The organism is Emticicia sp. CRIBPO, from assembly GCF_009905725.1.
Lineage (GTDB): Bacteria > Bacteroidota > Bacteroidia > Cytophagales > Spirosomataceae > Leadbetterella.
The window spans coordinates 334,548-360,413 of sequence record NZ_JAAAKV010000008.1; the positions used below are offsets into that span (position 1 = coordinate 334,548).

17 protein-coding genes are annotated in these 25,866 nt (G+C 45.4%); all 17 read left to right on the forward strand.

The annotated features are described in order from the left end of the window. Positions 1-53: 53 nt before the first annotated feature. The 17 genes from GVN16_RS18265 (at position 54) to GVN16_RS18345 (ending at position 25,866) form a co-directional block, all read left to right on the forward strand. Positions 54-1,109 carry a type II asparaginase gene (locus GVN16_RS18265; protein WP_166565363.1) on the forward strand — a complete coding sequence of 352 codons (1,056 nt, stop codon included), beginning with the start codon at positions 54-56 and terminating at the stop codon, positions 1,107-1,109. Positions 1,110-1,164: 55 nt separating this feature from the next. Next, complete coding sequence (locus GVN16_RS18270; RefSeq protein WP_166565364.1) at positions 1,165-2,328, forward strand: DUF1624 domain-containing protein; 1,164 nt, start codon at positions 1,165-1,167, stop codon at positions 2,326-2,328. Between the two features lie 196 nt (positions 2,329-2,524). Next, on the forward strand, positions 2,525-3,751 hold the full coding sequence (locus GVN16_RS18275; protein ID WP_166565365.1) for a DUF418 domain-containing protein: 1,227 nt from the start codon (positions 2,525-2,527) through the stop codon (positions 3,749-3,751). A 523-nt stretch (positions 3,752-4,274) separates the two neighbouring features. Next, positions 4,275-7,997: an ATP-binding protein gene (locus tag GVN16_RS26300; RefSeq protein WP_166565366.1), complete on the forward strand. Its 3,723-nt coding sequence runs from the start codon at positions 4,275-4,277 to the stop codon at positions 7,995-7,997. Then, positions 7,994-10,135, forward strand: coding sequence for a sensor histidine kinase (locus tag GVN16_RS26130; protein WP_229244232.1), 2,142 nt, complete (start codon positions 7,994-7,996; stop codon positions 10,133-10,135). The genes GVN16_RS26300 and GVN16_RS26130 overlap by 4 nt, the downstream gene beginning before the upstream one ends. Before the next feature lie 4 nt (positions 10,136-10,139). Further along, positions 10,140-12,080 (forward strand): ATP-binding protein, encoded by a 1,941-nt coding sequence (locus tag GVN16_RS18290; RefSeq protein WP_166565367.1) that lies wholly within the window; start codon positions 10,140-10,142, stop codon positions 12,078-12,080. 24 nt (positions 12,081-12,104) lie between these two features. After that, entirely contained in the window at positions 12,105-13,382 is a 1,278-nt protein-coding gene (locus tag GVN16_RS18295) for an oxygenase MpaB family protein (RefSeq protein WP_166565368.1), read from the forward strand. Positions 13,383-13,387: 5 nt separating this feature from the next. Beyond that, positions 13,388-14,056 (forward strand): hypothetical protein, encoded by a 669-nt coding sequence (locus GVN16_RS18300; protein WP_166565369.1) that lies wholly within the window; start codon positions 13,388-13,390, stop codon positions 14,054-14,056. Next, positions 14,053-16,167, forward strand: a complete 2,115-nt coding sequence (locus tag GVN16_RS26135) for a 7TM diverse intracellular signaling domain-containing protein (protein WP_229244233.1) — start codon at positions 14,053-14,055, stop codon at positions 16,165-16,167. Before GVN16_RS18300 ends, GVN16_RS26135 begins: the two co-directional genes overlap by 4 nt. A 112-nt stretch (positions 16,168-16,279) precedes the next feature. After that, complete coding sequence (locus tag GVN16_RS18310; protein WP_229244235.1) at positions 16,280-17,731, forward strand: sensor histidine kinase; 1,452 nt, start codon at positions 16,280-16,282, stop codon at positions 17,729-17,731. A 31-nt stretch (positions 17,732-17,762) separates the two neighbouring features. Then, entirely contained in the window at positions 17,763-18,140 is a 378-nt protein-coding gene (locus tag GVN16_RS18315; RefSeq protein ID WP_166565370.1) for a response regulator, read from the forward strand. Further along, entirely contained in the window at positions 18,137-19,168 is a 1,032-nt protein-coding gene (locus GVN16_RS18320) for an adenylate/guanylate cyclase domain-containing protein (protein WP_166565371.1), read from the forward strand. Before GVN16_RS18315 ends, GVN16_RS18320 begins: the two co-directional genes overlap by 4 nt. A 194-nt stretch (positions 19,169-19,362) precedes the next feature. Continuing rightward, the gene (locus GVN16_RS18325) at positions 19,363-20,823 is read left to right on the forward strand and encodes a YitT family protein (protein ID WP_166565372.1); all 1,461 of its coding nucleotides are present in this window, start codon (positions 19,363-19,365) and stop codon (positions 20,821-20,823) included. Positions 20,824-20,890: 67 nt separating this feature from the next. Further along, complete coding sequence (locus GVN16_RS18330) at positions 20,891-22,048, forward strand: P1 family peptidase (protein WP_166565373.1); 1,158 nt, start codon at positions 20,891-20,893, stop codon at positions 22,046-22,048. 51 nt (positions 22,049-22,099) lie between these two features. Next, positions 22,100-23,269: a dipeptidase gene (locus tag GVN16_RS18335; RefSeq protein ID WP_166565374.1), complete on the forward strand. Its 1,170-nt coding sequence runs from the start codon at positions 22,100-22,102 to the stop codon at positions 23,267-23,269. Between the two features lie 372 nt (positions 23,270-23,641). After that, positions 23,642-24,181 carry a hypothetical protein gene (locus GVN16_RS18340; RefSeq protein ID WP_166565375.1) on the forward strand — a complete coding sequence of 180 codons (540 nt, stop codon included), beginning with the start codon at positions 23,642-23,644 and terminating at the stop codon, positions 24,179-24,181. Positions 24,182-24,357: 176 nt separating this feature from the next. Beyond that, positions 24,358-25,866, forward strand: coding sequence for a YfcC family protein (locus GVN16_RS18345; protein ID WP_166565376.1), 1,509 nt, complete (start codon positions 24,358-24,360; stop codon positions 25,864-25,866).

Consider the following 25,866-nt stretch of genomic DNA (forward strand, 5'->3'; position numbering starts at 1 on the left):
ATCCCCGGAATTATTTTTATTTTAGAGAAAAACTGGGAAACATCCCCGAAACCATGAAAAAACTGTTATTGATACTTATTTTTTCCAGCTATGCTATTTCCGCGGCATCACAAAATCTGCCACGCATCATTGTGCTGTCGACAGGCGGCACCATAGCCGGTCAACAACCCAATACCGACCGGGCCGGGTATATACCGGGGAAAATCCCGGTAGATGAATTGCTGAAGAATATCCCTTCGATCAAACAGAAAGCCAATATCCAGGGAGAACAGATCGCCGCTATCGGAAGTTACGACATGACGGTTGAGATCTGGCTGAAACTAGCCAGGCGGATCAATGAAATATTTGCTAAAAATGAAGCGGACGGCGTGGTCATCACCCACGGAACGGACACCCAGGAAGAAACCGCTTATTTTCTCAGCCTGACGGTGCAATCAGACAAACCAGTCGTTTTAACCGGGTCCATGCGGCCCGGTACGGCCATCAGCAGCGACGGTCCTAAAAACCTGTATGATGCCATCATTGTAGCAAGTGATGTTAACAGTACCGGAAAAGGCGTACTGGTATGTTTCAATGAAAATGTATATGAGGCCCGGCATGTGGTGAAGGTAAACACTCTTAATGTCAACGCATTCGCAGCCCCAAATGCCGGTCCGATTGGTCAGGTGTATGATGGAAAAGTATCTTACAACGCTCCGTCGTCCGTTAAGAATCGCAGTTTTGTGCCTTTTGACATCAGTAAAACGGAAACTTTGCCGACGGTCGAAATTGTATATGCCTATGCGGATGCCTCCAATGTGGCTATCAATGCCTTTATTAATGCTGATCATCCGGGGATAATCATAGCCGGTACGGGCAACGGGAGTATAAATAAAACCATATTGGAATCAGTAAAAACTGCGGTAAAAAAGGACATCATCGTGGTAAGATCGTCAAGGGTGGTGTCAGGTCAGGTGACTACGCAATATGTGGGGCCGTTTGAAGATGCAAAACTCGGAACCATCGTATCGAATAAACTCAATCCCCAGAAAGCCAGGATACTTTTAATGCTGGCTTTAACGGTGACAAAAGATAAGAGTAAAATTCAGGAGATGTTCCTTACTTATTGACTTAAAAAAGGACAATCCCTGAGAGATTTTTAACCTAACTAAATATAAAAAGACTATGACAGACCTTAACAAAAACAGAATTGAATCTATTGATCTTTTGAAAGGATTGGTCATGGTGGTCATGGCCCTTGACCATACCCGGGACTATTTTTATAACTCTGTTGGTGTGTTGGACATCACCGACCCTGCCCAGGCCACCCTGGTGGTTTATTTTACCCGTTGGGTTACCCATTTCTGTGCCCCAACTTTCAGTTTCCTGGCCGGAATATCCGCTTTTATGAGTGGTAAAAGAAAAACAAAGGCCGAACTTTCAACTTTTCTCATCAAGCGTGGGCTGTGGCTGGTTTTCCTGGAGCTGACGATCATCACCTTTGCCTGGTATTTTGACGTGCAGTTCCGGAATGTGGATATGGCTGTGATCTGGTGCCTGGGCATCAGCATGATTTTTCTCGCCGGGTTTATCCATTTACCGAAAAACGCGATCCTGGTAATCTCCTGTATACTCATCTTCGGGCATAACCTCCTGGATACGGTTCATTTTGATGGCAGTGTGTGGTGGAGCGTGCTTCATGAGTTTACCACTGTCAAATTATCGGCTAAGCACCAAATTAACATCGTTTATCCCATCATCCCCTGGATCGGTGTAATGGCCCTAGGCTATTATTTCGGCAATTTCTATGCCTCTTCTTTCGGAAATCACCGCAGAAAGAAGCTGTTCAATACCATCGGATTCTCGGCCCTTTTGCTTTTTGTATTGCTCCGCTGGTCCAACCTGTACGGCGACCCGCAGCCATGGAAATCCTATGAAACAGCCGCTCAGACCCTGATGTCATTCCTGAATGTGAATAAATACCCGCCGTCACTTTTGTATCTGCTGGTTACTTTATCTGTTGCTTTATTGTTTCTTGCCAATTCAGAAAAGTGGAAAGGGAAACTGGTTGAGTTCTTCAGCGTCTTTGGCAGGGTGCCGTTTTTCTATTATATCATGCATTTGTATCTGATCCGTGTGCTTTCTTTCATCACCGCTGAGCTGACCGGGCACGGCTGGGAGCTGATGGTACAGACTTCATTCGACATTAACCTGAAAGACTTCGGTTTTAATCTCGGCGTCGTTTACCTGATCTGGATGGGGATTGTTTTGATGCTTTATCCTTTGTGTAAAAAGTTTGACGCCTATAAAAAGAAACATAAGGAGAAATGGTGGCTGGGGTATTTGTAGGTTTGAGCGGTAAGCTATAAGCTTTAAGCAGTAGGCTGTTCTCCATGTAGATACACACAGCCGTGTGTATCTACGGTATTGATAATATCTGTAGAAAATTGATTTTAAATATCTGCAGAGAAAGCTTGCATGCAACGTCTGTTTGCCGGAAAGAAATTTTATGTTTAAATTACCTGAAATTACCCCCTAAACAGCCATGAATCAACCCGTTACCCTGACCGAACGTCACCATTTACTGGATGTGCTCCGTGGATTTGCCTTACTGGGCGTGCTACTGGCCAATATGGTCAGTCATGCCGTGTATTTCCTGTTGTCAGATGCCGGACAGGAAGCCCTGGGCACCACCGGTATTGATCATTATGTAGAATGGTTAGAGCATTTTCTGATCGACGGGAAATTTTACTCCCTCTTTTCTATGCTTTTCGGGATTGGCTTTGCGTTGCAGATGCAGCGGTCTTCCGGCGTGGGCAGGGATTTCACGTTTCGTTTCGTCAGAAGGCTCATCATCATGTTTGTCATCGGAATACTTCATGCCGTTCTTTTATTTATCGGTGACATTCTGACGGTTTATGCCATGCTGGGCTTTGTGTTGCTGCTGTTCAGGAAATCTTCGGACAAAACCTTAATTCGCACTGCCATTGTTATGCTCTTACTTCCTGTTATTCAATATGGCATATTCTGGGGTTTAAACCTGGTTCATCCCCAGGCACCGGTTTCTGCTGAGGCGATTCTTGAAAACGAGGCATTTTTCAAACACGTCATCCAGGTATTTCAAAGCGGGAGCTATCCTGAAATTATTGAAATGAATATCGGCGGACTGGTGATAGGCAGATACCCGGATCTGGTATTTACCGGAAGATTTTTCAGGGTATTCGCTATGTTTCTCATTGGTTTTTATGTGGCAAAAAATATGCTTTATGCAAATGTGAGTGCCAACCGTTCTTTTATCCGTAAGGCAATGATCTGGGGGGCTGTCATTGGTGTGCCTTGTAATATCGTATTGGCCATGATGATGACCACAGATGCTTACTATGATCTTCAACCGATGGGCATTATCCAGCCGGTGGTGTATGCATTCGGTGTGCCTGCCTTGTGTATTTTCTATGCTTCGGCCATTGCTCTGGCGTTTGAAAACCCTGTCTGGCGGAAAAGATGGATGATTTTTGCCCCTGTCGGACAAATGGCCCTTACCAATTACCTGATGCAGTCAGTGCTTTGCTGTTTTGTTTTTATGAGCTATGGCCTGGGACTGGCCGCAAAACTAGGGCCTGCCAAACTGACCCTGATTGCTTTGGCTATTTATGTGATACAAATGATCTACAGCCATATCTGGTTAAAATATTTCCGTTTCGGGCCGATGGAGTGGCTCTGGCGTTCACTGACTTACAGGAAAATGCAGCCTTTCAGAAGAAGGGAGCTGTAAGCATTTAGCTATAGGCTATAAGCTGTAAGGTTTAGGCTATAAGCATTTTTTTTGATTCTTTTTGTAGAGACGTTGCATGCAACGTCTCTTTCGTACGTACAGCTTCGACAAGCCTTGGCTGGGCCGAGACTCTTTAAATCATTCCCTCATTAAATATTCTGTCATTTCAGGTCGGGTAAACATTCTAACATTCCCGCCCGGGCGGAGCCCAGGTCGGGCAGGCACTCATTGAACATTCACTCATTCATTCATTGAACATTCCCCAAGCCCTGCAACAATAGACTAAGTCCTGAACAAATAAACCAAGGAATTGAACAGATAGACCAATGCCTTCCGGAGAGGTTCGTATAAATTTGTTATGGCTGAAAATCAATCATTTGTACTGAAAGATCAGCCGGAAATGAATTTGGAAAATGACTGAACAGACAGGGCGGAAAACTTCATCATTACCCGTGATGGTGTTTGACTGCTTCCTGTAGAAAATATGATGTTGAATACCTTAAAACTCCTAAACCCCTAAGCTGTGAAGAATTTTTTTCAGATCGTCCGGTTTTTATTTTTTACGTGCTTTTCTTTCTTTATCATCACTTCATGCCAACTGAAAAACGGCAAAACCCTCTCTGAAAATGAGCTGGCGAGTAAACCGCCGGTTACCAGGCCCTTCAAACTGCCCGCCGCAAAACCGATAAAATGGAAGGAATATCCGCAGGACAGTACCCCGAAACCGGAAACGGTCAGGTTTAACCTGGACAAGCTTCCATCGAAGCCCTTCGGACTCCATGCGTTCAAGCCTCTGAAGGCTCCGCTTGGTTCGCTTGATTTTGACTGGGACAAACTGGAGCAGGTGCCCATGTTCCTGGATACCGTCAAACCCATAAAATTCATTTACAAAAAGTTCTTACTTCCGAAACCGGTCGTCACCCAGGCCACAGCCCCCGGGCTGTGGGAAAAAGGCACTTCGGGTATCGTAAAACTGGGCCAGGCGGAAGGTTTGCTGGGTAGTAAAGTTTTCGCCATTGTCACTGATCCTCGGGGCGGCGTATGGATCAGTACAGAACGTGGGCTAAGTAAATACAACGGCAGTGAGTTCATGAACTACAATTTCTTCGTAAAAGACGAAACAGGCGGTACAGAATCTATTCCTGATTTAGTGATCGACAAGCAGGGTCGTCTGATCGCCACGGCCAATGCCTCAGGGATTTTCAGGATAGATTTGAAAACGGGCATCGTTGAAAATTATTATTTAAAAGACAAGCTCGGCATAGGCAGACTGACCTTTGATGCAACGGGAAAAATCTGGGGAACCAACGGGAATATCGGGTTGATAAATCTGGAAAAAAAAGTAGCCTACCAGTTCAAACCACAATCGGATAAGGTTAAGCTTCCCAGAGCTTCTGGCCACAGATTTGACAGTTCAGGCCGGCTTTGGCTTGCTTTTCAGGGTAAAGTGGGCATCGTTTCACCCGATTTGAAAAACATTCGGATGATCGGAGAAAACGAAGGGCTGCTTGTAAAAACAGCTTATGATTTTACACCGGACGCTGAAGGCAACATGTGGGTGGTGGCGAGCAATTCAGACGCGGCTTACTCCATTTCTTTAAAGAAAGAAAAGATATTTTTCCTTGGCAAAAAGCAGGGCTTCAGCGGACGGGTTCTGGATGTATTTACAGATAAAAAAGACAGGGTCTGGATACTTTCCAACGATACGGTTACTGTTTATGATCCCAGGCTGGCCCTGATGAAAAAAATGGTGACCGGCACTAACGTTGTTCTCAATAATTTCCCTTCGTCCGGAATGACAGGCAACGATGGGACCATCTGGCTGGGCAGCAACAACGACGGCGTTCTGCTGATAGACCCTGAAGGTATGCTGTCTGAGCATTTCAGCATCAAGGATGGCCTGGAAAGCAACGATGTCTGGGGTATACAGGAAGATTCAAAAGGCAGGATTTGGATCATCAGTTACAAAGGAATAAACATATATGACCCGGCGACAGAACGACTCTCTTTGCTGAAATTTCCACAGGAAATGATGATTAATGAACACCGGAATATTTACAAAATCGGTAAAGATGTCTTTTTTCTCGGAACAATAGGCGGATTCGGCATTATAGACCTGAACACCTCCGCCTTTACCTTTTACAATACCAGGAAACTGAAAATAAGCGACCTCAGTTTTACAGGTTTTCAGATGGATGACGGCAGTATCTGGTTTTCGGGGGGTGACGGGGTCATTGTGTATGATCCTGCAAAAAAGACCATAAAAGCCCTTAATGAAGCTGGCGGACTTGTTTCAAACCTCGCGTTTTTAACACGCAGAGACAAACAGGGAAGAATCTGGGTGATTACTGAAAAAGGGGCGAATCTGGTGGATGCCCGGGCAAATACCATTATCACCCTGAACGAAAGCAGCGGTTTGCAGGGAAATTACACCTCTATGTTTTTCGAGTCTTCTCGGGGCGACATCTTCATAGGCGGGGAATTCGGCTTGTCTGTTTTTGACAAAGACCTGAAAACCATCACCAACATCAGTGCTGAAAATGGCATGAGTCCGCCGGCTATGTATGATATGACGGAAGTTAACGGCAGGATTCACATCGGTTCAGAAAACGGTATCCAGGTGGTCGAACGCCCTGATTCAAAAGATAAGCCATGGAAGTTCTACAATTATAATAAGTCGGCGGGTTTCCCTTACAACGACTACAACCAGGCTACTGTGATGGTGGCTTCAAACGGCCAGACCTGGTGGGCTGCCTCCCCTGTCATGACCGTCACCCACCAGGATCCCGTCATTGACCTTGCCTCGCCTTCCGTGCATATCAAAGGCATCAATATTATGGACCAGAACCCGGTTTTTCACAGCAATGCCTATATAAAAAAGCAACTGGCGAAGGGAGATACGCTGACGCTGGGAGGGAAAAAATATACCAAAGATAAATTGCCTGCCGACCAGGGCTATCTGGCTGATAATAAGATTGAATGGGACGATATAACGCCGGGATTCCAGATGCCGGTCGGTTTAAAACTGCCCTATCACCAGAATTCCTTCAATTTCTCCTTCACCAACCAGTCGGTGACCGGCAGGGATAAGATCGTTTACCGCTATTTCCTGGAGGGCCAGGACGAAGAATGGTCTGAGGCGAGTGCGAAGAACACATCCAGGATCTACTACAACATGGCCCCCGGAAATTATGCCTTTAAAGTGATCAGCAAAGGTTTTAACGGGATTTGGAGCCAGCCGGATGTGCTGAAATTCACGATATCACCGCCCTGGTGGCGTACCTGGTGGGCCTATACCATCTTTGTACTGATAGCCTTCCTTATTGTTTACTTCATTGTCAAGCTGCGGTCCGGATGGCTCGAAAAAGAAAACCGCATACTGGAAGAAAAAGTCAGGGACAGGACTTCGGAACTGAACCAGAAAATGGAAGAACTGAAATCTACCCAGGCACAGCTGATTCAATCTGAAAAGATGGCTTCTCTGGGAGAGCTGACCGCTGGTATTGCCCATGAGATACAGAATCCGTTAAATTTTGTCAATAATTTCAGTGAAGTGAGTGTGGAGCTGATAGAAGAATTGGCTGGAGAACGGAGAAAGGAGGATGGAAAAAGGGATACCGGGCTTGAAAACGATCTGCTGGCAGATATTTCCGAAAACCTGCGAAAAATCAGTCACCACGGCAAGCGGGCTGACGCCATCGTCAAAGGCATGCTGCAGCACTCGGGCAACAGCAACGGTCAGAAAGAACCTGCAGACCTCAATGCTCTGTGTGACGAATACCTGCGTCTCTCCTATCACGGATTGAGGGCCAAAGACAAATCCTTTAACGCTACCCTTAAAACGGACTTTGACACTGGCATCGGTAAAATCAACGTCGTGTCCCAGGATATGGGCCGGGTGATTCTGAACCTGCTCACCAACGCATTCTATGCCGTAAGTGAGAAAAAGCAGGCCGCCAGGGTCTCCGGAGAAAAGTACGACCCTACGGTGGCCGTAAGCACAAAAAAGTCCGGTGATAAAATAGAAATAAAAATCAGCGATAACGGAAACGGCATACCGCAAAGGGTGCTGGACAAGATCTTCCAGCCTTTCTTTACCACCAAACCAACCGGGCAAGGCACAGGTCTTGGACTGTCGCTGAGCTACGATATTGTCACCAAAGGGCACAATGGTGAACTGAAAGTGGAAACACAGGAAGGGAGCGGCACCACATTCATCATTATTTTACCCGCCTGGATGATATGAAAAGAATCCTGTCAGGCCTGTTCATTTTTCTTACTTCTTACCTCTGTTATGCACAGGACAAAACAACTGTGCTTTCAGCAGACATGTTTCATACGCATCAGAGGCTGTTTCTGGCTCCTCTGGAGGGCTGGCTTTTCAGGCAGGGCCATGATCCTTCATGGGCAAAAGAAGACATTGACCTGACGGGCTGGAAAAAACTCAATCTGACGGAGTTGAATGCCGGAATGGAAGATGCCTCCGGACGGGTGGAAGGATGGTTCAGAATTAAAATAAAGCCGGACAGCTCGTTTAATGGTATGCCGCTTGGCCTCAGCCGTGATCTCTGGGCTGCAACCGATATCTACCTGGATGGAAAGCTGATTCATGCATTTGGTAATACCGGAAATCCCTATAAAGCGTATAATCCTATCCTGAAATACCCTGTTCCGGTGTGCATTATTCCGGGTAAAGAGTACCTCCTGGCCATTCATTTTGTAGATTATGAGACCACTTTTACGCAGCGAGAAATCAGGCTGAAGCCGCATAACCTCCAGAGCCTTATCAACATTACCGGTCCGGAGTATGTCAGCTGGGTTACTTACGACCATAAACTCACGCATATCTATGGTGCTATCAGCATTTCTGTGTCGTTTTTGCTGTTCTTCCTCTTCTGGTTGCTGGTTTTTCTGAATCCCGGACAAAGAATTTTCTGGTTGATTGCCATATCGACCACTTTTGTCCTGATTGCAGCTGCAGGAAGCTTCTGGAATACTTTTTTTGAGATCACTTATCCCGACGAGAAGATCCGTTACCTCATTTCGGTAACCACACAGCCCATCATGACCGTATTTGGTATGATCATCCTGGAGTGGGTGCTTTTAAAGCGGATCACCCGGCTAAACCTCGTGATTATCCTCCTGATGATTATCACCAGCGACATAGCCCACATATTCTCCATTTCGGCCCCGTTTGGTTTGTTTTTCATGGCAATGATTTCGTATTTAATCTATCTTATAATCAGATATAGAAAAAATATACAAGGTGCCCCGTCTGCCATCGTGGCCGGTATCGTGGTGACTGTCCTGGCTGCTTTCGCTTACATTACCTTGCATAAGAATTTTCCGGACCTTTATTACGAATATGAAAAACCGCTCCTTTCACTGACGTTTCTGGGAGCCCCGCTCCTGCTGATGGTCTATATTTCAATACGCTTCAAGGAGATATTGAAGAGCGTTTCAGACGAAGCCGAAAAAGTACTCAAAATAACGGAAGAGAAAAAGGAGCTGCTGGCAGATCAGAATATACTATTGGAAAAGCAGGTAAATGAAAGGACAGCGGAACTGAAAACCTCCCTCGAAAACCTGAAATCCACACAGTCGCAACTGATCCAGTCAGAAAAAATGGCCTCATTGGGTGAACTAACCGCCGGCATTGCCCATGAAATACAGAATCCCCTGAATTTTGTCAATAACTTCAGTGAGGTAAGTGTGGAGTTGATAGAAGAATTGGCTGGAGAACGGAGTAAGGAGGACGGAGAAAGGGATACGGGGCTTGAAAATGAGCTATTATCCGATATTTCAGAAAATCTCAGGAAAATCAGTCACCACGGCCAGCGGGCAGACGCCATTGTAAAAGGGATGCTGCAACACAGCCGGAGCAGCAACGGCATAAAAGAACAGACTGATATCAATGCCCTTACAGACGAATACCTCCGTCTGGCTTACCATGGTCTGAGGGCGAAAGACAAATCGTTTAACGCTGCATTAATCACGGATTTTGATGAAAGAATCGGCAAAATAGAGCTGATCCCCCAGGAAATGGGAAGGGTGATACTTAACCTCATCACCAATGCTTTTTATGCCGTTAGTGAGCGGAAAAGACAATCGGAGGATGGTTTTGAGCCCAAGGTGTCTGTTACCACTTCCAAATCGGGCAACAAGGTGGAGATCCGCGTGAGCGACAACGGAAATGGTATTCCCGACAGAATCCTCGACAAGATCTTTCAGCCGTTTTTTACCACCAAACCAACCGGCCAGGGTACCGGACTGGGCCTGTCGCTGGCCTACGACATCGTGAAAGCACACGGCGGCGAACTGAGAGTAGAAACGAAAAATGGCGAAGGTACCACATTTATCATCAGCGTCCCCGGCAATGAATAAGACCATGAAACTAACAAAAGAACAGGAATCAGACATACTTCAATTCCATTACGCCAACTGGGAGGCCAATCTTGGCGGAGATATGGAAACTTTTGCTGCTTGTCTGGACGACGATTTCAGTATTTTCGGATCAGCCAACGGAGAAGTGTTCTACGGCAAGCAGGAAGCCCTGGCGTTTTATACCGCCACCGCCGACCAGATGAAAGGCAAGGCCCAACTCCGCAACAGGAACATCAGCATACAGCCGCTGGATCATGATTGTGTTGTTGTCCGTGAACTCAGCGACCTGTATGTCCTGATCGGCGAAGAGTGGACTTTCTACGGACATTGCAGGCTTTCCTGTATTTCAAGGCGGACGGTTGGCGGCTGGAGGCTGGTTCACCAGCACGTGTCACTACCCGATCACCGGACTGAAGAAGGTGAGCAGATTGCCGCCGAAAAAATAGAAAAGGAGAACCTGGAGCTAAGGGAAGCCGTAAAAAGGCGTACAGCGGAGCTGGAACATAAAAACCGCGAACTGGCCATTGAGGCGGCATTGGAACGCGTGCGGGCCAGGACCATGGCCATGCAGCACAGCCACGAGCTGGCTGAAACCTCTCTTATCCTCGTACAGCAGATAGCCGCCCTGGGAATAAAAACATGGGGTTGTGCCTTTAATATCACGGATGAGGCTCAGGGTAACTCCCAGGAGTGGTTCAGCAGTGCTGAGGGCTCAATGCCGATGTACAGAACGCCACGTGTGGGGATTTTTAAACATTATTATGAAATCGGTCAGCGGGGTGAAACCCTGCACGTAGAAGAGATTTCAGGGAAAGTCTGTGAAGACCATTACGAATTCCTGTGTTCACTGCCGGTGGTAGGCGAATCTTTGCTGGCTATCAAAGCAGCAGGCGGTTCATTTCCTTCCTTTCAAATTGATCATGTGGCTTACTTTAAATATGGTCATCTGCTCTTTATTACCTTTGAGCACGTGCCCGAAGCCTACGACATCTTTAAACGCTTTGCCAGGGCCTTTGAACAGACCTATACCCGCTTCCTGGACCTTCAGAAGGCTGAAGAACAGACCGTAAAGGCTGAAGAAGATCTTATAAAACTGCAGACAGAAAAGAAAAGGGCCGAAGAAGCCCTGAGAGAACTGAAAGCCACCCAGAATCAACTGATCCAGTCGGAGAAAATGGCTTCGCTGGGTGAGCTCACTGCGGGCATTGCCCATGAAATCCAGAACCCGCTCAATTTTGTTAATAATTTCAGTGAACTGAGTGTGGAGCTGATAGAGGAACTGTCGGCGGAACGGAAGAAGCGGCAGCTTCAGGAAAAAGGACAACGTAATGAAGACCTTGAAGATGAATTGTTGTCTGATATCTCAGACAATCTGCAGAAAATCAGCCACCACGGAAAACGGGCCAGCAGCATTGTCAAAGGAATGCTGGAGCATTCGAGGAAGAGTACCGGTGAAAAAGGACAGGCTGATCTCAATGCCATGGCCGAAGAATACCTTCGTTTGGCCTATCATGGACTGCGGGCTAAAGACAAAAGCTTCAGATCGGACTTTAAAACAGATCTTGATGCTGATTTGCCAAAAATTTATGTTGTTTCTCAGGATTTTAGCCGGGTATTGTTAAATTTGATAAGTAATGCCTTTTATGCTACAAGGCACACTGAAAAACCAGAAGTAAAAGTTACCACAAAACTGGACGGAGACCGGGCAATTATCTGCATTTCTGACAATGGCCATGGTATACCTGATGCTATAAAAGACAAAATCTTCCAGCCTTTTTTTACAACTAAACCGACAGGAGAAGGCACCGGCCTGGGACTTAGCCTGGCGTACGATATCATTGTAAAAGGACACGGGGGAAATCTGACCGTAGATAGTAAGCCAGGAGAAGGCTCAATTTTTACTATTTCTATACCGGTTTCCGGCTTTAAGACGGGCAAGACCTGAACGATACCTAACCTATATAAACCTATGACTAAAATTATCCTTTTAACCCTGCCGGGAGTTTTTCTGATAGCCTCCATCGCATTTATTATCTGGTATAAGGCATTGAAAAAAAGGGCTTTGAAGAAAGTTGACGCGATGGACACTAAGACTACACAAGACTGGTCGCCCGAATTTCTTGAAAGTAAACGGCTCAGAAAAGATGCGTTTGCAGACGATCTGGTCGAAGTCATGATGAATCACAAGGGGCTGGGAAAAGTAAACCACCTTTTCCAGCTTATTACAAGTGATTTTCAACGCTTACCGGACGATGCCCCGGATGAATTAAAGCAATATTTTAAAGAAAGTGCCCGCTTACCTTCCTGGGCAGATAAAGACCTGATACACCTTGGGCAACAGACTTTTATCCGGCATGGCATCTGGGTAAGCCTGCTCCTGTCTTATAAATCGCTGCCGGAATGCTACGCCTGTGCCAAAGGAGCTGAGGTACTGCACCGGACGGCCCGCCTGAATGAACAACATGGCTCGATGGACACGTTTTCACGCCGGATAGTAGAAACTGCCCAGTTTGTGATGTTTGCCATGTCTCCTGGTGGGCTTTCACCGGAGGGGCGGGGACTTATTGCCGCTCAGAAGGTGCGTCTGATTCACGCCGTAATCAGGCATTACCTCAAAAACGACTGGGACGTTAACTTGTACGGTGAGCCGGTTAACCAGGAAGACATGGCCGGTACGCTGATGTCGTTTTCCTCGCTTATTCTCGAGGGGCTTTCACAAATGGGCATAGACCTGGAACCGGTAGAGAAAGAGGCTTACATCCACTGCTGGCGGGTCATCGGACACATTATGGGTCTCGACCACGACCTTCTGCCAGACAATTCGGCCGATGCCCTCAAACTTGGCTACAGCATCCTGGACCATCAGATGGCACCCAGCTACCAGGGTTCTCACCTGATGAAAGCACTGCTGGAGTTTCAGCATAAAAAATCAGCCATGTTCCTGGGACCCAAAACCAATGTGGACATGCTACGTTTGCTGATGGGAAACAAAATCTCCGACATGCTGGAAGTACCGGCATCTGACGACAAAAGTATTGCGAAACTGCAGAAAAGGATAAAAATAGTGACGGGGGTGATGGAAGTTATCGACCACAGCCTGATATTGGCCATGGTGCTCCAGTTTTTTGTCAAAGTGTCCACGGCTTTTATGCTGAAGCGGATGTCGGCAGCCAATCTCATTAATTTTTATCTGCCTAAGGCCCTTACCGAGTGGAGTGGCTTTAATCATGTACATAAAAAACACTAAAACACATGAAGCACCCTTTTATTAACCTTGAAACCTATACCATAACCCAGATTGTCTTCCTGCTGGCAGGGACTATTTTCTGGAACGTGGCTTATTTCATCATCATCAGGAATGCCATCCGGTTTAAAAGGATGGAAATGCCGTTTCTGGCCGTGGCTTCCAATATTGCCTGGGAGTTTGCCTGGGCATTTCTGTTGTACACCGATCTGGGTGTTTTGTTTGAATGGGGCCTGCGGATATGGTTTTTAATGGATGTCGGCATATTTATTTATACGGTGAAATACGGGGCTTCGCAAATGGACAAAAACGTTTTCGGAAAATTGTTTACCCCTTTTCTCCTGCTGCTTGTGGTCTGGTGGGTCCCGGTATTCTACTGCTTTGAAACCGAAGGCCTTGATACCAAAATGGGAACTACCTCAGCCTATCTGATCACCGTGGTAATGGCCTCATTGTTTGTGTATAACGCCACCCGGAAAGCATCCGGGCTGATCGCTACGCGGAGTGTGGCCTGGACGAAGTTTTTCGGGAATTCGTTTATGAGCGTATTTGTGTGGCTGCACCACCCCGAAGCCAACTTTCTGAAGCTGCTCACTTTTGCTGTTTTTGTGTTAAACATTATTTATATCATACAGGCAGGAAAAAAACAGGATATTAAATCTTTACAAAGCGTATGAAAACTTTTCATCGTCGGGAAATAGCAAACCGGACCGATGCCCTTAAAATGGCCTTGCGGATCATCATGGCTTTGTTTTTCTGTTCGGCCGGCAGTCCCGTCGATGCACAGAGTCCGCCGGTCAGTGTTATCCGGGTAGACGCCGAAAGCAAAGAACCCTACCCTGTTTCCGGGCATGCGGCCATGTTGAAAACGGACAAAGGCGTACCGGCAGATGAAGTGGTGAAAAGAGCGGCAGATTTCAGGACATTTGTCAATTCTGAACTGCAGGCCGATGAGAAAGGGAAATTTGACTACTGGTTTTTATTCGAGGTAAAAGCCGGCACCTCTCCCCTTTACCTGACCCTGCCCATTATCCAGAGTTTTGAACTGGAATTATTCAAATGGGATCAGAAGGGCCTCATGCTCCTGTCGAAAGGCGGTATTCTGACCGATGAAAAGGAAAAATACCTCAACCATTCCACCGATGTTTTCGATTTAAACATAGATCCGGATGTAAGTACGAAATATTTACTCAAAATAAACAGGCTGCCCTACAAAACCTTTTCTGCCAGGATATTCACTTCACGGGCCTTGTTAATCCAGAATTTCCAAGGCTCCATGCTCGAAGGTTTGTTACTGGGCATTATCCTTTGTGTGATCCTTTATCATCTGCTGATCTATTTAAGGGTCCGCGAAACCGAGTATATGCTTTTGGCAGTCTACATGTTCTTTTTAAGTATCCAGATCATTACGATCACCGGTTCGTTCGGTGCCGTCTGGTATTTTAAGGATACCAGCTGGAACCACATTTTTTACAACAGCGTAGCTCCTTTTTCAGCATTTTTCAGCTTTTGGTTTAGCTATGTTTTCCTCAACATCAGCAGGAAAGAACACCCCTGGATATCAAAGATTTTCTTTGCATTTATGGGGATTTTTGTATTGTCTCTCATATTTGCTTTAGCCAGGGTAAGAAGCCTGGAACAGCTCACCACCATGATTTCGGGCCTGGCCTCTGTTTTTCTGTTCATCATCGGTATCATCAGGCTGAGGCACCAGTTCAAGCCGGCCATAGTCTATATCATTGCCTACATCCCTACTTTTATATCCATTCCTTACCTGCTTTTCTATTTCTTCGGCTACATTACCTACTCTTGGTTTACGCATAACAACCTCCTGATAAGCATAGCCCTTCAGGCAATTTTATTTTCACTGGCCATTGCGGCCAAGATAAACATCCTGAAAACTGAGAATGAAAATCTGCTCCAGGCAGAAAACCAGCGTCTGGAAAGCATGGTATCGAGCCGGACAGCCGAACTGCAGAAAGAAAAAAGCAAAGTAGAAAATACCCTTGTTGAACTTAAAAATACACAGGCCCAGCTTATCCAGTCCGAAAAACTGGCGAGTCTTGGTGAGCTGACGGCAGGCATCGCCCATGAAATTCAGAACCCTTTGAATTTTGTTAACAACTTCAGCGAAGTGAGTGTGGAGCTGATTGAAGAACTGGCGGCAGAACGAAAAAAGGATAAAGGAGAACGTGACGAGGAACTTGAAAACGACATTTTATCCGATATTTCAGGTAATCTTCAAAAAATAAATCACCACGGCAAGCGGGCCAGCAGTATTGTCAAAGGCATGCTGGAGCATTCAAGGGCCAGTTCGGGCTTAAAAGAGCTGATAGACATCAATGCGATGGCCGAAGAATACCTGCGTCTGGCTTATCACGGGCTCAGGGCCAATGACAAGAGCTTTAAGGCTGAATTCAAGATGGAATTGGATCCTGGTCTGCCTGAAGTCGAAGTGATCCAGCAGGATTTTGGCCGAGTTTTGCTAAATCTGATCAATAACGCGTTTTATGCAACTAAAAGAGTGGAAAAGCCACTGGTAACCGTTAAAACAGAACGAAAAGATAATCAGGTACTGATAAGAATTTCTGACAATGGAAGCGGAATACCTGAGGCTGTGAAAGATAAGATATTTCAGCCCTTTTTCACCACCAAACCAACCGGAGAAGGCACCGGTTTGGGGTTGAGCCTGGCTTATGATATTGTCAAAGCCCATGGCGGGGAATTGAAAGTAGAAACGAAAGAGACAGAGGGCAGTGAGTTTATCATTAATTTCCCTGTTGCCTGAGTACATAGGTAATCGGATTATAAGAATTTATAGTGTATAAAAATACGGAAGCCAGGAAATTATTTAACTCCTGAGGCACCTGAAACGGTATTTGCAAAGGAGTGGAAGAGAATTGAAAGTAGGGACAAAGAAGGATATTTTCGGAGTTTATTGTTACTTTGCATGCATAACTTTTTTAAATATTACTAATGTAGTTATGGTTTTACAGACGATACTGACACTCATCATTTTGAGTCAATTACGCAAAACTCTTAAAACAGCCGGACTGCTATCCAAATGGGATAAACTTATCTGGACTGGTGTATTTCTTTGCATCGCATTGATCGTGCTTAATTCCATCCTGAAAGAAAACGTGCAGATCGCAATTTGGCTCAGTCATGCACTGTTTTTCTCGTTATTGTATCTGATATTTACGCAAAAAGAGTTTCTTTCGGCAAAACCTTTGATATATGCACTGTTGCCTTTAACAGCTATCAACTTTATTGAAGATGTAGTTAAAGCAGTAGATCATGATTTTTATAAAAGCACGGAGGATTATTTCGGGACAGCCGTAATGTTCGCTGTTGTCTGGATGATAGCTATGCTCATTATTAATAACAAACAAAAAAAAGAGCTTGAAAATGAGCGGCTAAAAAATGAAGAAAAAGAAAAGGAATATAAAATAACCGAAACTTTAAAAGCTGCTTTGGAAGTGCAGGTAAAAGAACGCACCGCAGAATTAACAAGACAAAAAGAAGAGTTGGAGCAAACGCTTAATGAACTGAAGTCTGCCCAGTCCCAACTCATTCAATCTGAAAAAATGGCAAGTTTAGGCGAACTCACCGCCGGCATTGCCCACGAGATACAAAACCCGTTAAATTTTGTCAATAATTTTTCAGAAGTAAGCAAAGAACTGCTCGACGAAATGAAGGCAGAGATGGATATGGGTAATGGTGAGGCAGCAAGAGATCTTGCAGATGATGTTATCCAAAACCTGGAAAAGATAAATCATCATGGAAAACGGGCTGATGCCATCGTTAAGGGCATGTTGCAACATTCGAGGGCAAGCTCGAATGAAAAAGAACCGGTCGATATCAATGCTCTGTGCGACGAATACCTGCGTCTCTCCTATCATGGCCTCCGGGCAAAGGACAAGTCTTTTAACGCAACCCTGAAAACAGATTTCGATGACTCGATAAAGAAAATTAACATAGTTCCTCAAGACGTCGGAAGGGTGATCATGAATTTACTGACCAATGCATTTTATGCGGTAACAGAGAAGAAAGTGGACATGATCGCGGCAGGACTAAAATATGAGCCAAGTGTGTCAATCATTACTAAAAAGGTACCTGAAGGAGTGGAAATAAGGGTATGCGATAACGGTAAGGGAATTCCGGAAGAGATAAAAGAAAAAATTTTTCAACCTTTTTTTACCACTAAACCCACCGGAAAAGGCACGGGATTGGGCTTGTCGTTGAGCTATGACATCATCACCAAAGGCCATAATGGTGAACTGAAAGTGGAAACAAAGGAAAACGATTCAGAAAATACGGGTACCACCTTCATTATCAGTTTACCCGAATAGAAATAATTTACTAATAAAAAGCCATAGAAAAATGAAAATTCTCGTAGTAGACGACGAAACCGATGTACAGATGCTTTTTACCCAGAGATTCAGAAGCGAAATCCGGAATAAGGAGATGGAGTTTGCTTTTGCTTTTTCGGGCGAAGAAGCCATCGAATACATGGAGGGCCATGAAAACGAAGCAGTTCTGATTTTATCCGACATCAACATGCCGGGGATGAGCGGACTCGAGTTGCTGAAACATATTAAATTAAAATATGAAAAACCACCCCCGGTAGTCATGATGATCACAGCTTACGGCGATGATGAGAACTACAACGAAGCGATGAAGCTCGGGGCTGATGATTTTTTAACCAAGCCTGTAGATTTTCCTAAATTAAAAGAAAAGCTAAAAACCCAATTGATATGACCAAGATCTTAGTGGCCGACGACGAAGCAGACCTGGAAACGCTTATTCGTCAGAAATTCAGACAGAAAATCAGGGAACAGCAATATGAATTTGTTTTTGCCGTCAACGGACAGGATGCCCTTCATAAAATAGAAGAACATCCTGATATAGAAATTGTACTGAGCGACATCAACATGCCCGAAATGGACGGATTGACCCTCCTGACCAAACTGGGCGAAGGCAATCCGCTGATCAAAGCGGTCATGGTCTCAGCCTATGGCGACATGGACAACATCCGGGTGGCCATGAACCGCGGGGCTTTTGATTTTATCACCAAACCCGTCAATTTCCAGGACCTGGAACTGACGATGGAAAAAACCATCGGGCATGTAAAACAGCTCAGGGAAACCTTGAAAGCCATCAAGGAAAACAATATCCTGAAGATGTATGTGGATGAGAATGTCCTTAACTTTATGGGAACGAGAGAATATGAGAATTCACTCACCGATAATGAAACGATTGAAGGCTCGGTGGCCTTCATTGATATCTGCAGTTTTACTTCTATCAGTGAAAAAGAAACACCCGACACTGTCGTGAAAATGCTGAACCAGTATTTTGATCTGATGGTAAAGGAAATCATTGCCCAGAACGGCATCGTCGATAAGTTTATCGGAGACTGCATTATGGCAGTTTTCAAAGGCCCTTTTCATCTCGACAGGGCCATCGACGCCTGTCTTAGCATAAAAAGCAAGATTGATCAGTTACCGGCTGATCATGGTTTTACACCCAAAGTCTCGATAGGCATCAATAGCGGAGAAATGGTCTCAGGCAATATCGGGTCTGCCACTCTGAAAAGGCTGGATTACACCGTCATAGGCGACATTGTCAATACTGCTCAGAGACTACAGGGTGCCGCGGGCATAAACCAGGTGCTTATTACGGAAGAGTGCTACGAAAAAGTAAAGCAATCATTCAGTTGTAAGCAGATCGGAGCATCGACCCTGAAAAACAAGGCGGCCAAAGTAATGTTATATGAAGTACTTAACTGATGGAAGAAGGAGAATGGAGTATGGAAAACGAAAGTTATCGCGTCCTGCCTCACCGTTCGACCGGATAATCGTTCTACTATTCATTCCCGCCCGAACAAAGTTCAGGTCGGGTAAACATTCAATCATTCATTTATTCTATCATTCATTCACTCTATCATTCTTTTATTCTCTCATTGAAAACTAACTGAAATCGTATGAAATATGAACAGGTTTATTCTTTTTTAATAGAAAAATTACAAACCGGATTACCCTCTTATACCACTTATCATGACGTTTCCCATACCCTGAGTGTGATTCAATATGCTGAAGAACTGGCGGCCTCAGAGAACATCACCGGCGATGAACTGACATTGCTCAAGACAGCTGCATTATTTCACGACGCGGGCTTTCTTCAGAGCCATATAGAGCATGAAATGCTCTCATGTAAACTCGCCCGGAAATACCTGCCTGACTATGATTACACCGAAGACCAGATTGAGAGCATCTGTTCGATGATCATGTCTACCAAACTACCGCAATCTGCCGACAACCAGCTTAGCCAGATACTCTGCGACGCCGATCTTTTCTATTTCGGAGATGATGATTACCCGGCCAAAGCAGAAAAGCTGTACAAAGAATTCCACCATAACGGAATGATAAAAAACAGGGAAGAATGGGACCAGAAACAGGTTGAATTCGTTTCAGAGCACCAGTACTTTACGAAAGTCGCCCGGAAAAGCAGAGAAAAAGGAAAACAAAAAAACTTATTTAATCTTGTCTCAAAATTGGAACACTCAAAACATCTGAAAAAAAACAGTATTTCTGTAAACCTGCTGAAAGACGCCGTGTCTATGGTGGTCGGGGTCGTTATCGCCGCCTTTGCCTTAAAAGGCTTCCTGGTACCCAACCATTTCTTTGACGGTGGGGTGACAGGTATTTCCTTATTACTTCACGAAATCTATCATATAAACCTTGCGGCGGTCATTATTTTGCTGAATATCCCTTTTATCATCGTCAGTTTTTTTACGGTCAGCAGAACTTTTGCATTGAGAACATTTATCAGTGTGGTTTTACTGGGCATATGCCTGGTACTGCTTCCCCAATTTTCACTCACCCATGATAAACTGCTCATTTCCATTTTCGGCGGGGCATTTCTCGGCATAGGCATCGGGCTGGTGATGCGGGCAGGTGCAGCTCTCGACGGGATTGAAGTACTGGCCCTTTACACCCTGAAAAGAACCTCATTTACCATTTCTGAGATCATTCTGGGGATCAACATCATTATATTTACCATCGCCGCCTTTCAGTTTGGTATTGAAACAGCCTTATACTCTATCCTGACTTACTTTACAGCCACCAGGACGATCGATTATGTAGTGGAAGGCCTCCAGGCCCATACAGGGGTCACGATCATTTCAAGCAAGAGTGAGGTAATCAAACACCAGCTCGTTAACACCATGGGCAAAGGAATCACGGTTTACAAAGGTGAGAGGGGCTTTCTGCCGGGGAATTTTGACGAAAGTGCCGATTGCGACATCATATTTACCGTCATTACCAGGCTGGAACTGAGGAAACTGAAAAATCTTATCGCGGAAGTGGATCCGCGGGCCTTTGTGTTTGCCAACACGATCAAGGAAGCCAGTGGCGGAATCCTTAAAAGACGGAATCGTCATTGATCCGGATTTATTCCCGGAAGTGCGTGATCGTCAGTTTTTTCATCACGATTTAAAATGTAGCCATTACATGAAAGCATCAGTATTTATTGCCTCTCTTCTGCTTGTTCCTGCCCTGACCATCGCCCAAAAGCCCAGGGCAAGGGATATCGGCGTGCCTTTTGACGGTAATCCTGGTAAGTTCAATGCCATCACCGATGTCAAAGGCGTTGAAGTGGGTTACAGCACGATTATTTCGGGTCAGGGAAAGAATATAAGAGGCAAAGGCCCGGTAAGAACCGGGGTAACTGCCATTTTTCCAAGGGGGAGAAAGAACAATCCGGTGTATGCCAACTGGTATTCGCTCAACGGCAACGGCGAAATGACAGGAACCACCTGGATCACGGAATCAGGCTTCCTGGAAGGTCCGCTCATGATCACCAACACCAACAGCGTAGGTGTCGTACGGGACGCGGTGTTAAAATGGTATGTCAAAAACAAATGGTATAACGAGGATTTCTGGTACACTTACCCTGTTGTGGCCGAAACCTACGATGGCTTCATGAATGACATTTACGGCTTCCATGTGCAGGAAAAACATGCTTATGAGGCCCTGGATAACGCTAAAAGCGGCCTTCTGGCCGAAGGAAACGTCGGCGGCGGCACGGGCATGATGTGTCTGGGTTTTAAAGGCGGCACCGGAACCTCGTCCAGGGTGGTCAGCGTAAAAGACTCAACTTATACCGTCGGGGTGCTGGTACAGTCCAATTTCGGAGGCAAGCGGAACTTCACCGTGGCAGGCGTACCCGTCGGGAAAGAGCTGAAAGACACCCTGAACTACGAATTCAAAGCCCCGCCCTCCTATCAACCCGGTGACGGTTCCATCATTGTCGTAGTAGCAACAGATGCTCCCTTATTACCCCACCAGCTGAAAAGAATAGCCGCCAGGGTGCCACTGGGTATCGGAAAAGTGGGTGGCAGAGGCGAAAATGGTTCCGGGGATATTTTCCTGGCGTTTTCCACGGCCAACCCCGGAGCATTTCAGCGGGAGAATTTCGCTAAACTGGATGAATTTCCCAATGATCTCATCAATCCTTTGTTTGAAGCCACCGTGCAGGCTGTTGAAGAAGCCATCATTAATGCCATGGTGGCGGCAGAAACCATGGAGGGCATCAACGGCAACAAAGCCTACGGATTACCCCACAAAGAACTCATCGCGATCCTTAAAAAATATAACCGGGTAAAATAGTACAGCTGCGGGTTTCAACCCGTTGTAAACAGAATAAAGCATTAATCCCTTATGAAGTCAAAAATCATAATCCTGCTTGTCTTTTTTTCTCAGCAAGTGTTGGCACAATCCTATCAGCAAGTCCATCAGAAGGCCATATTGGTAGATACACATAACGATATCCTGACCCAAACCATGGAAAAGGGGTTCGTTTTTGACAATGATCTTAAAGGTAAAACGCATAGTGACCTCAAAAGATGGAAACAGGGCGGTCTTGACGTACAATTCTTCTCCGTCTGGTCTGACGGCAACCAGGTGAAGCCTTTTGAATTTGCCGTAAGACAGATAGACTCGCTGGATGCCGTTATAAAACGCAATCCGGACAAGATCGTGAAGGTGGCCAACAGCACTGAACTTTATAAGGCCGTTAATCAGAAGAAAATAGCTGCCCTTATCGGCGTAGAAGGCGGTCACATGATCGAAGATGACATGACAAAACTGGATTATCTCTATAAAAGAGGTGTGAGGTACATGACCCTCACCTGGAACAACTCCACGCCCTGGGCCAGCAGTGCTTTTGATGAAACGTTCAGTAAAACGCTGGATCATAAAGGCTTATCAGATCTTGGTAAGCAGATTGTCAGAAGAATGAACACGCTGGGCATGATGGTGGACATCAGTCATGTCGGAGAAAAAACGTTCTGGGATGTCATAAAAACCACCAGTAAACCGATCATTGCCTCTCATAGCTCTGTTTATAACATTTGTCCTCACCAGAGAAACCTCAAAGACGAGCAGATCAGGGCCATCGCCAAAAATGGCGGGGTTGTCCAGGTCAATTTTTATTCAGGATTCATTGACAGTACTTATCAGCGTAAAAGCGACGCCTTTATAAACAGCCATAAGACAGAAAGCGATTCGCTCACCCGCCTCGGAATGGCAGATTACCTGGTTGGCGAGTATTTGTTCTCTAAATATCCTGATGAAGTAACAGCCCTGAGACCCCCGCTTTCTTTACTGATACAACACATCGAGTACATCATTAAGTTAGTGGGTGTTGACTATGTGGGCCTGGGCTCTGATTTTGACGGCATTGAGTCGGCTCCGCAGCAACTTGACGACGTCACCTCCTACCCGCTGATCACCAAAGCCCTGCTAGAAAAAGGATATTCTGAAAAAGACCTCAACAAAATCCTTGGAGGCAATATCCTGAGGGTTCTGAAAGCGAATGAGGCAAAATAAGCCTGTTAGTACTCAGCTTTTCTCAAAGACATATTCCTGCAGATAAGCACGCCTGTGCGTATCTGCAGCTTAATCTTAATAGTATTCCGTCGCGTCCTGAATCCATTCAATCATTGAAATATTCCTTCACTGAAGTATTTAATAATCTCCCATTCAATCACTCACTCATTGAAAATTATACCCCCACAACAATAAGCCAAGCTTCTGACCAAATAAACCAAGCGATTGACCAGATAGACCAACACGTTTTTAATGGCTGAATATAACTTTGTGATAGTCAGTGAGCTACCATTTGCTGAGATCGTTAGGGTTAGTAATCCACACAAATTTTACAATTTGTTTCAGTCGTGTTATATTCTAATCACCATCGTTATGAAGCATTTCATAAAAAAGCCGCTGTATTCTCTGATAGGCATTGTATCAGTACTTATTCCAGCATTCAGGTGCTCTGAAGAACCCCGTGAAGCAGAGCATTACAGCATTGCTTCTTCAGATTACGGCATCCTGGCAGAGAAATCACTTGACCTAATGAGCAGCCTTGACATCGACAACTGGGGAAGTATGATGAGCGACAGCGTAGTGTATTATTTCCCGGATGAAACCCAGACAAAACTGGTAGGAAAAGCCGAAGTACTTTCATGGTGGAAAAACTATGTAAGCACTTCAGGCCTGAAATCGATGACCATTGAAAACGCAAGTTATCTGCCGGTTTCCCTGGATAACAACCTCGGAACGAAAGAACTACCGGGAGTGCAGGTTATCGCCTATTTTTCCAATAAAATGGTTTACCGGGAGCATACCAGTTCAATAAGAATGAATTTTGTTATTCATTTTGATAAAGAGAAACTGATTGACGGATATTACACCTATTATGACCGGTCTGACATAATGCCTGAAGTGAAGCACTTGTGAAGAGTCATGTTTTGAAATACTATTGAGCCTGTTTGGCTTACTGAGTGTCAGGATTAATTAAGAATTATTTATATATTTAGTTTACCATCCCCTGCCGGGCTGTGGGTGCAAGCTTTTTTCTTTCAGATCAATAAGTCCCTGGTTTAAGAGTATAATACGTATTTTACTATCAATATATGTCAAAAAAGAAATCATTTCCCCAGCCGATTACCATCCTGATGGTCATTATCGTGCTGGCGGGCATCAGTACCTGGCTGTTGCCGGCAGGGCAATACAATAAACTGACGGCCAATGCCGGGAAAAACTTTGTCATGACCACGCCATCCGGAGAAGTAACCTTTCCGTTTACCCAAAAGACGCTGGACAGCCTTAAACTTAATATTTCTCTTGAAAAATTCAGGCATGGCGATATCCGCAAACCGGTGTCTGTGCCGGGCACGTTCCAGGTGCAGGAAAGAACCCCCCAGGGTTTTGTCAACATCATACAGGCCCCTGTAAAAGGAATATATGACAGCATCGACATCATCCTGTTTATCCTCATAATAGGCGGATTTATGTACGTTTTTAATGAAACGCAGGCCATTTTCAAAGGCATCGCCTCGCTTTCTCATACCATGAAAGGCCGCGAGTCCTGGCTGATCATCATCCTGATCTTTATTTTTGCTTTTCTGAGGTCTTCTTATGGCATGGAAGAAGAAGCCCTGGTGTTTTATCCTATTCTTGTGCCGCTGTTCCTGGCGGCGGGATATGACCTGATGGTGCCCCTGGCCGTTATTTTCGGAGGTACTACCATTGGCGGCATCCCTGGTTTTTCAAACCCCTTTTCCACCATTATAGCTTCCAATGCCGCCGGGATCAACTGGATGGATGGTTTATATGAGAGGCTCATTCTTTTTGCCATCGCCACTCCTCTGATGACCTGGTATGTGCTTCGTTATGCCCGCAAAGTAAAGAAAGATCCGTCAGCCTCACTGGTTTTCCAGACAGACGGACATGTGGCGTCGCCATATGAGATGCACCTTACGGAGGGAAATGAATCCCCGAAGCTTGACCTGAAAACAAAGTTGTTATTGCTGATATACCTGCTTACTTTCCTGGTGATGATTTTTGGTGTCGTATTTTATGACTGGTGGACCCTCGAGATGTCTGCACTCTTTCTGGGCTCATCCATCCTGGTGGCGTTTATTTCAGGAATTTCAGAGAAAAAGTTCGTCAGAGAATTTGTCAGCGGAGCCGAGAGCCTGCTTACTGTAGCCTTTATTGTGGGTGTAGCCAGGGGCGTTACGGTCATTCTTAATGAAGGCCATGTAAGTGATTCCCTGCTTTTTTATGGCACTCAGTTGGTCGGTGGCATGCCTCCGGCTTTGTTCATATTGCTGCTGATGGTCTTTTATATGTTTTTCTCGCTGTTCATCAGTTCTTCTTCAGGCATGGCCGTGCTGACCATGCCGATTATCGGGGCCATGGCGATTATTGTCAATATTCCCGGCCGGGAAATTGTCAACGCCTACCTTTATGGCATTAATATCATGTTTTTTGTGTCCCCTACCAGCCTTTTGCTGCCCTCTCTGGCGTTGGTCAACGTAAGCCTGAAAGCCTGGATGCGTTTCATCACTCCCATGCTGGTGATGCTGGTCATCCTTTGTTCGGTTTTCCTGGTTGCCGGAATCTGGTTTGGATCATAA

What these genes read in the sequence shown, in the direction of transcription:
- GVN16_RS18265 (WP_166565363.1), top strand. Translation starts at nt 54, where the DNA reads ATGAAAAAACTGTTATTGATACTTATTTTTTCCAGCTATGCTATTTCC.
- GVN16_RS18270 (WP_166565364.1), top strand. Translation starts at nt 1,165, where the DNA reads ATGACAGACCTTAACAAAAACAGAATTGAATCTATTGATCTTTTGAAA.
- GVN16_RS18275 (WP_166565365.1), top strand. Translation starts at nt 2,525, where the DNA reads ATGAATCAACCCGTTACCCTGACCGAACGTCACCATTTACTGGATGTG.
- GVN16_RS26130 (WP_229244232.1), top strand. Translation starts at nt 7,994, where the DNA reads ATGAAAAGAATCCTGTCAGGCCTGTTCATTTTTCTTACTTCTTACCTC.
- GVN16_RS18290 (WP_166565367.1), top strand. Translation starts at nt 10,140, where the DNA reads ATGAAACTAACAAAAGAACAGGAATCAGACATACTTCAATTCCATTAC.
- GVN16_RS18295 (WP_166565368.1), top strand. Translation starts at nt 12,105, where the DNA reads ATGACTAAAATTATCCTTTTAACCCTGCCGGGAGTTTTTCTGATAGCC.
- GVN16_RS18300 (WP_166565369.1), top strand. Translation starts at nt 13,388, where the DNA reads ATGAAGCACCCTTTTATTAACCTTGAAACCTATACCATAACCCAGATT.
- GVN16_RS26135 (WP_229244233.1), top strand. Translation starts at nt 14,053, where the DNA reads ATGAAAACTTTTCATCGTCGGGAAATAGCAAACCGGACCGATGCCCTT.
- GVN16_RS18315 (WP_166565370.1), top strand. Translation starts at nt 17,763, where the DNA reads ATGAAAATTCTCGTAGTAGACGACGAAACCGATGTACAGATGCTTTTT.
- GVN16_RS18320 (WP_166565371.1), top strand. Translation starts at nt 18,137, where the DNA reads ATGACCAAGATCTTAGTGGCCGACGACGAAGCAGACCTGGAAACGCTT.
- GVN16_RS18325 (WP_166565372.1), top strand. Translation starts at nt 19,363, where the DNA reads ATGAAATATGAACAGGTTTATTCTTTTTTAATAGAAAAATTACAAACC.
- GVN16_RS18330 (WP_166565373.1), top strand. Translation starts at nt 20,891, where the DNA reads ATGAAAGCATCAGTATTTATTGCCTCTCTTCTGCTTGTTCCTGCCCTG.
- GVN16_RS18335 (WP_166565374.1), top strand. Translation starts at nt 22,100, where the DNA reads ATGAAGTCAAAAATCATAATCCTGCTTGTCTTTTTTTCTCAGCAAGTG.
- GVN16_RS18340 (WP_166565375.1), top strand. Translation starts at nt 23,642, where the DNA reads ATGAAGCATTTCATAAAAAAGCCGCTGTATTCTCTGATAGGCATTGTA.
- GVN16_RS18345 (WP_166565376.1), top strand. Translation starts at nt 24,358, where the DNA reads ATGTCAAAAAAGAAATCATTTCCCCAGCCGATTACCATCCTGATGGTC.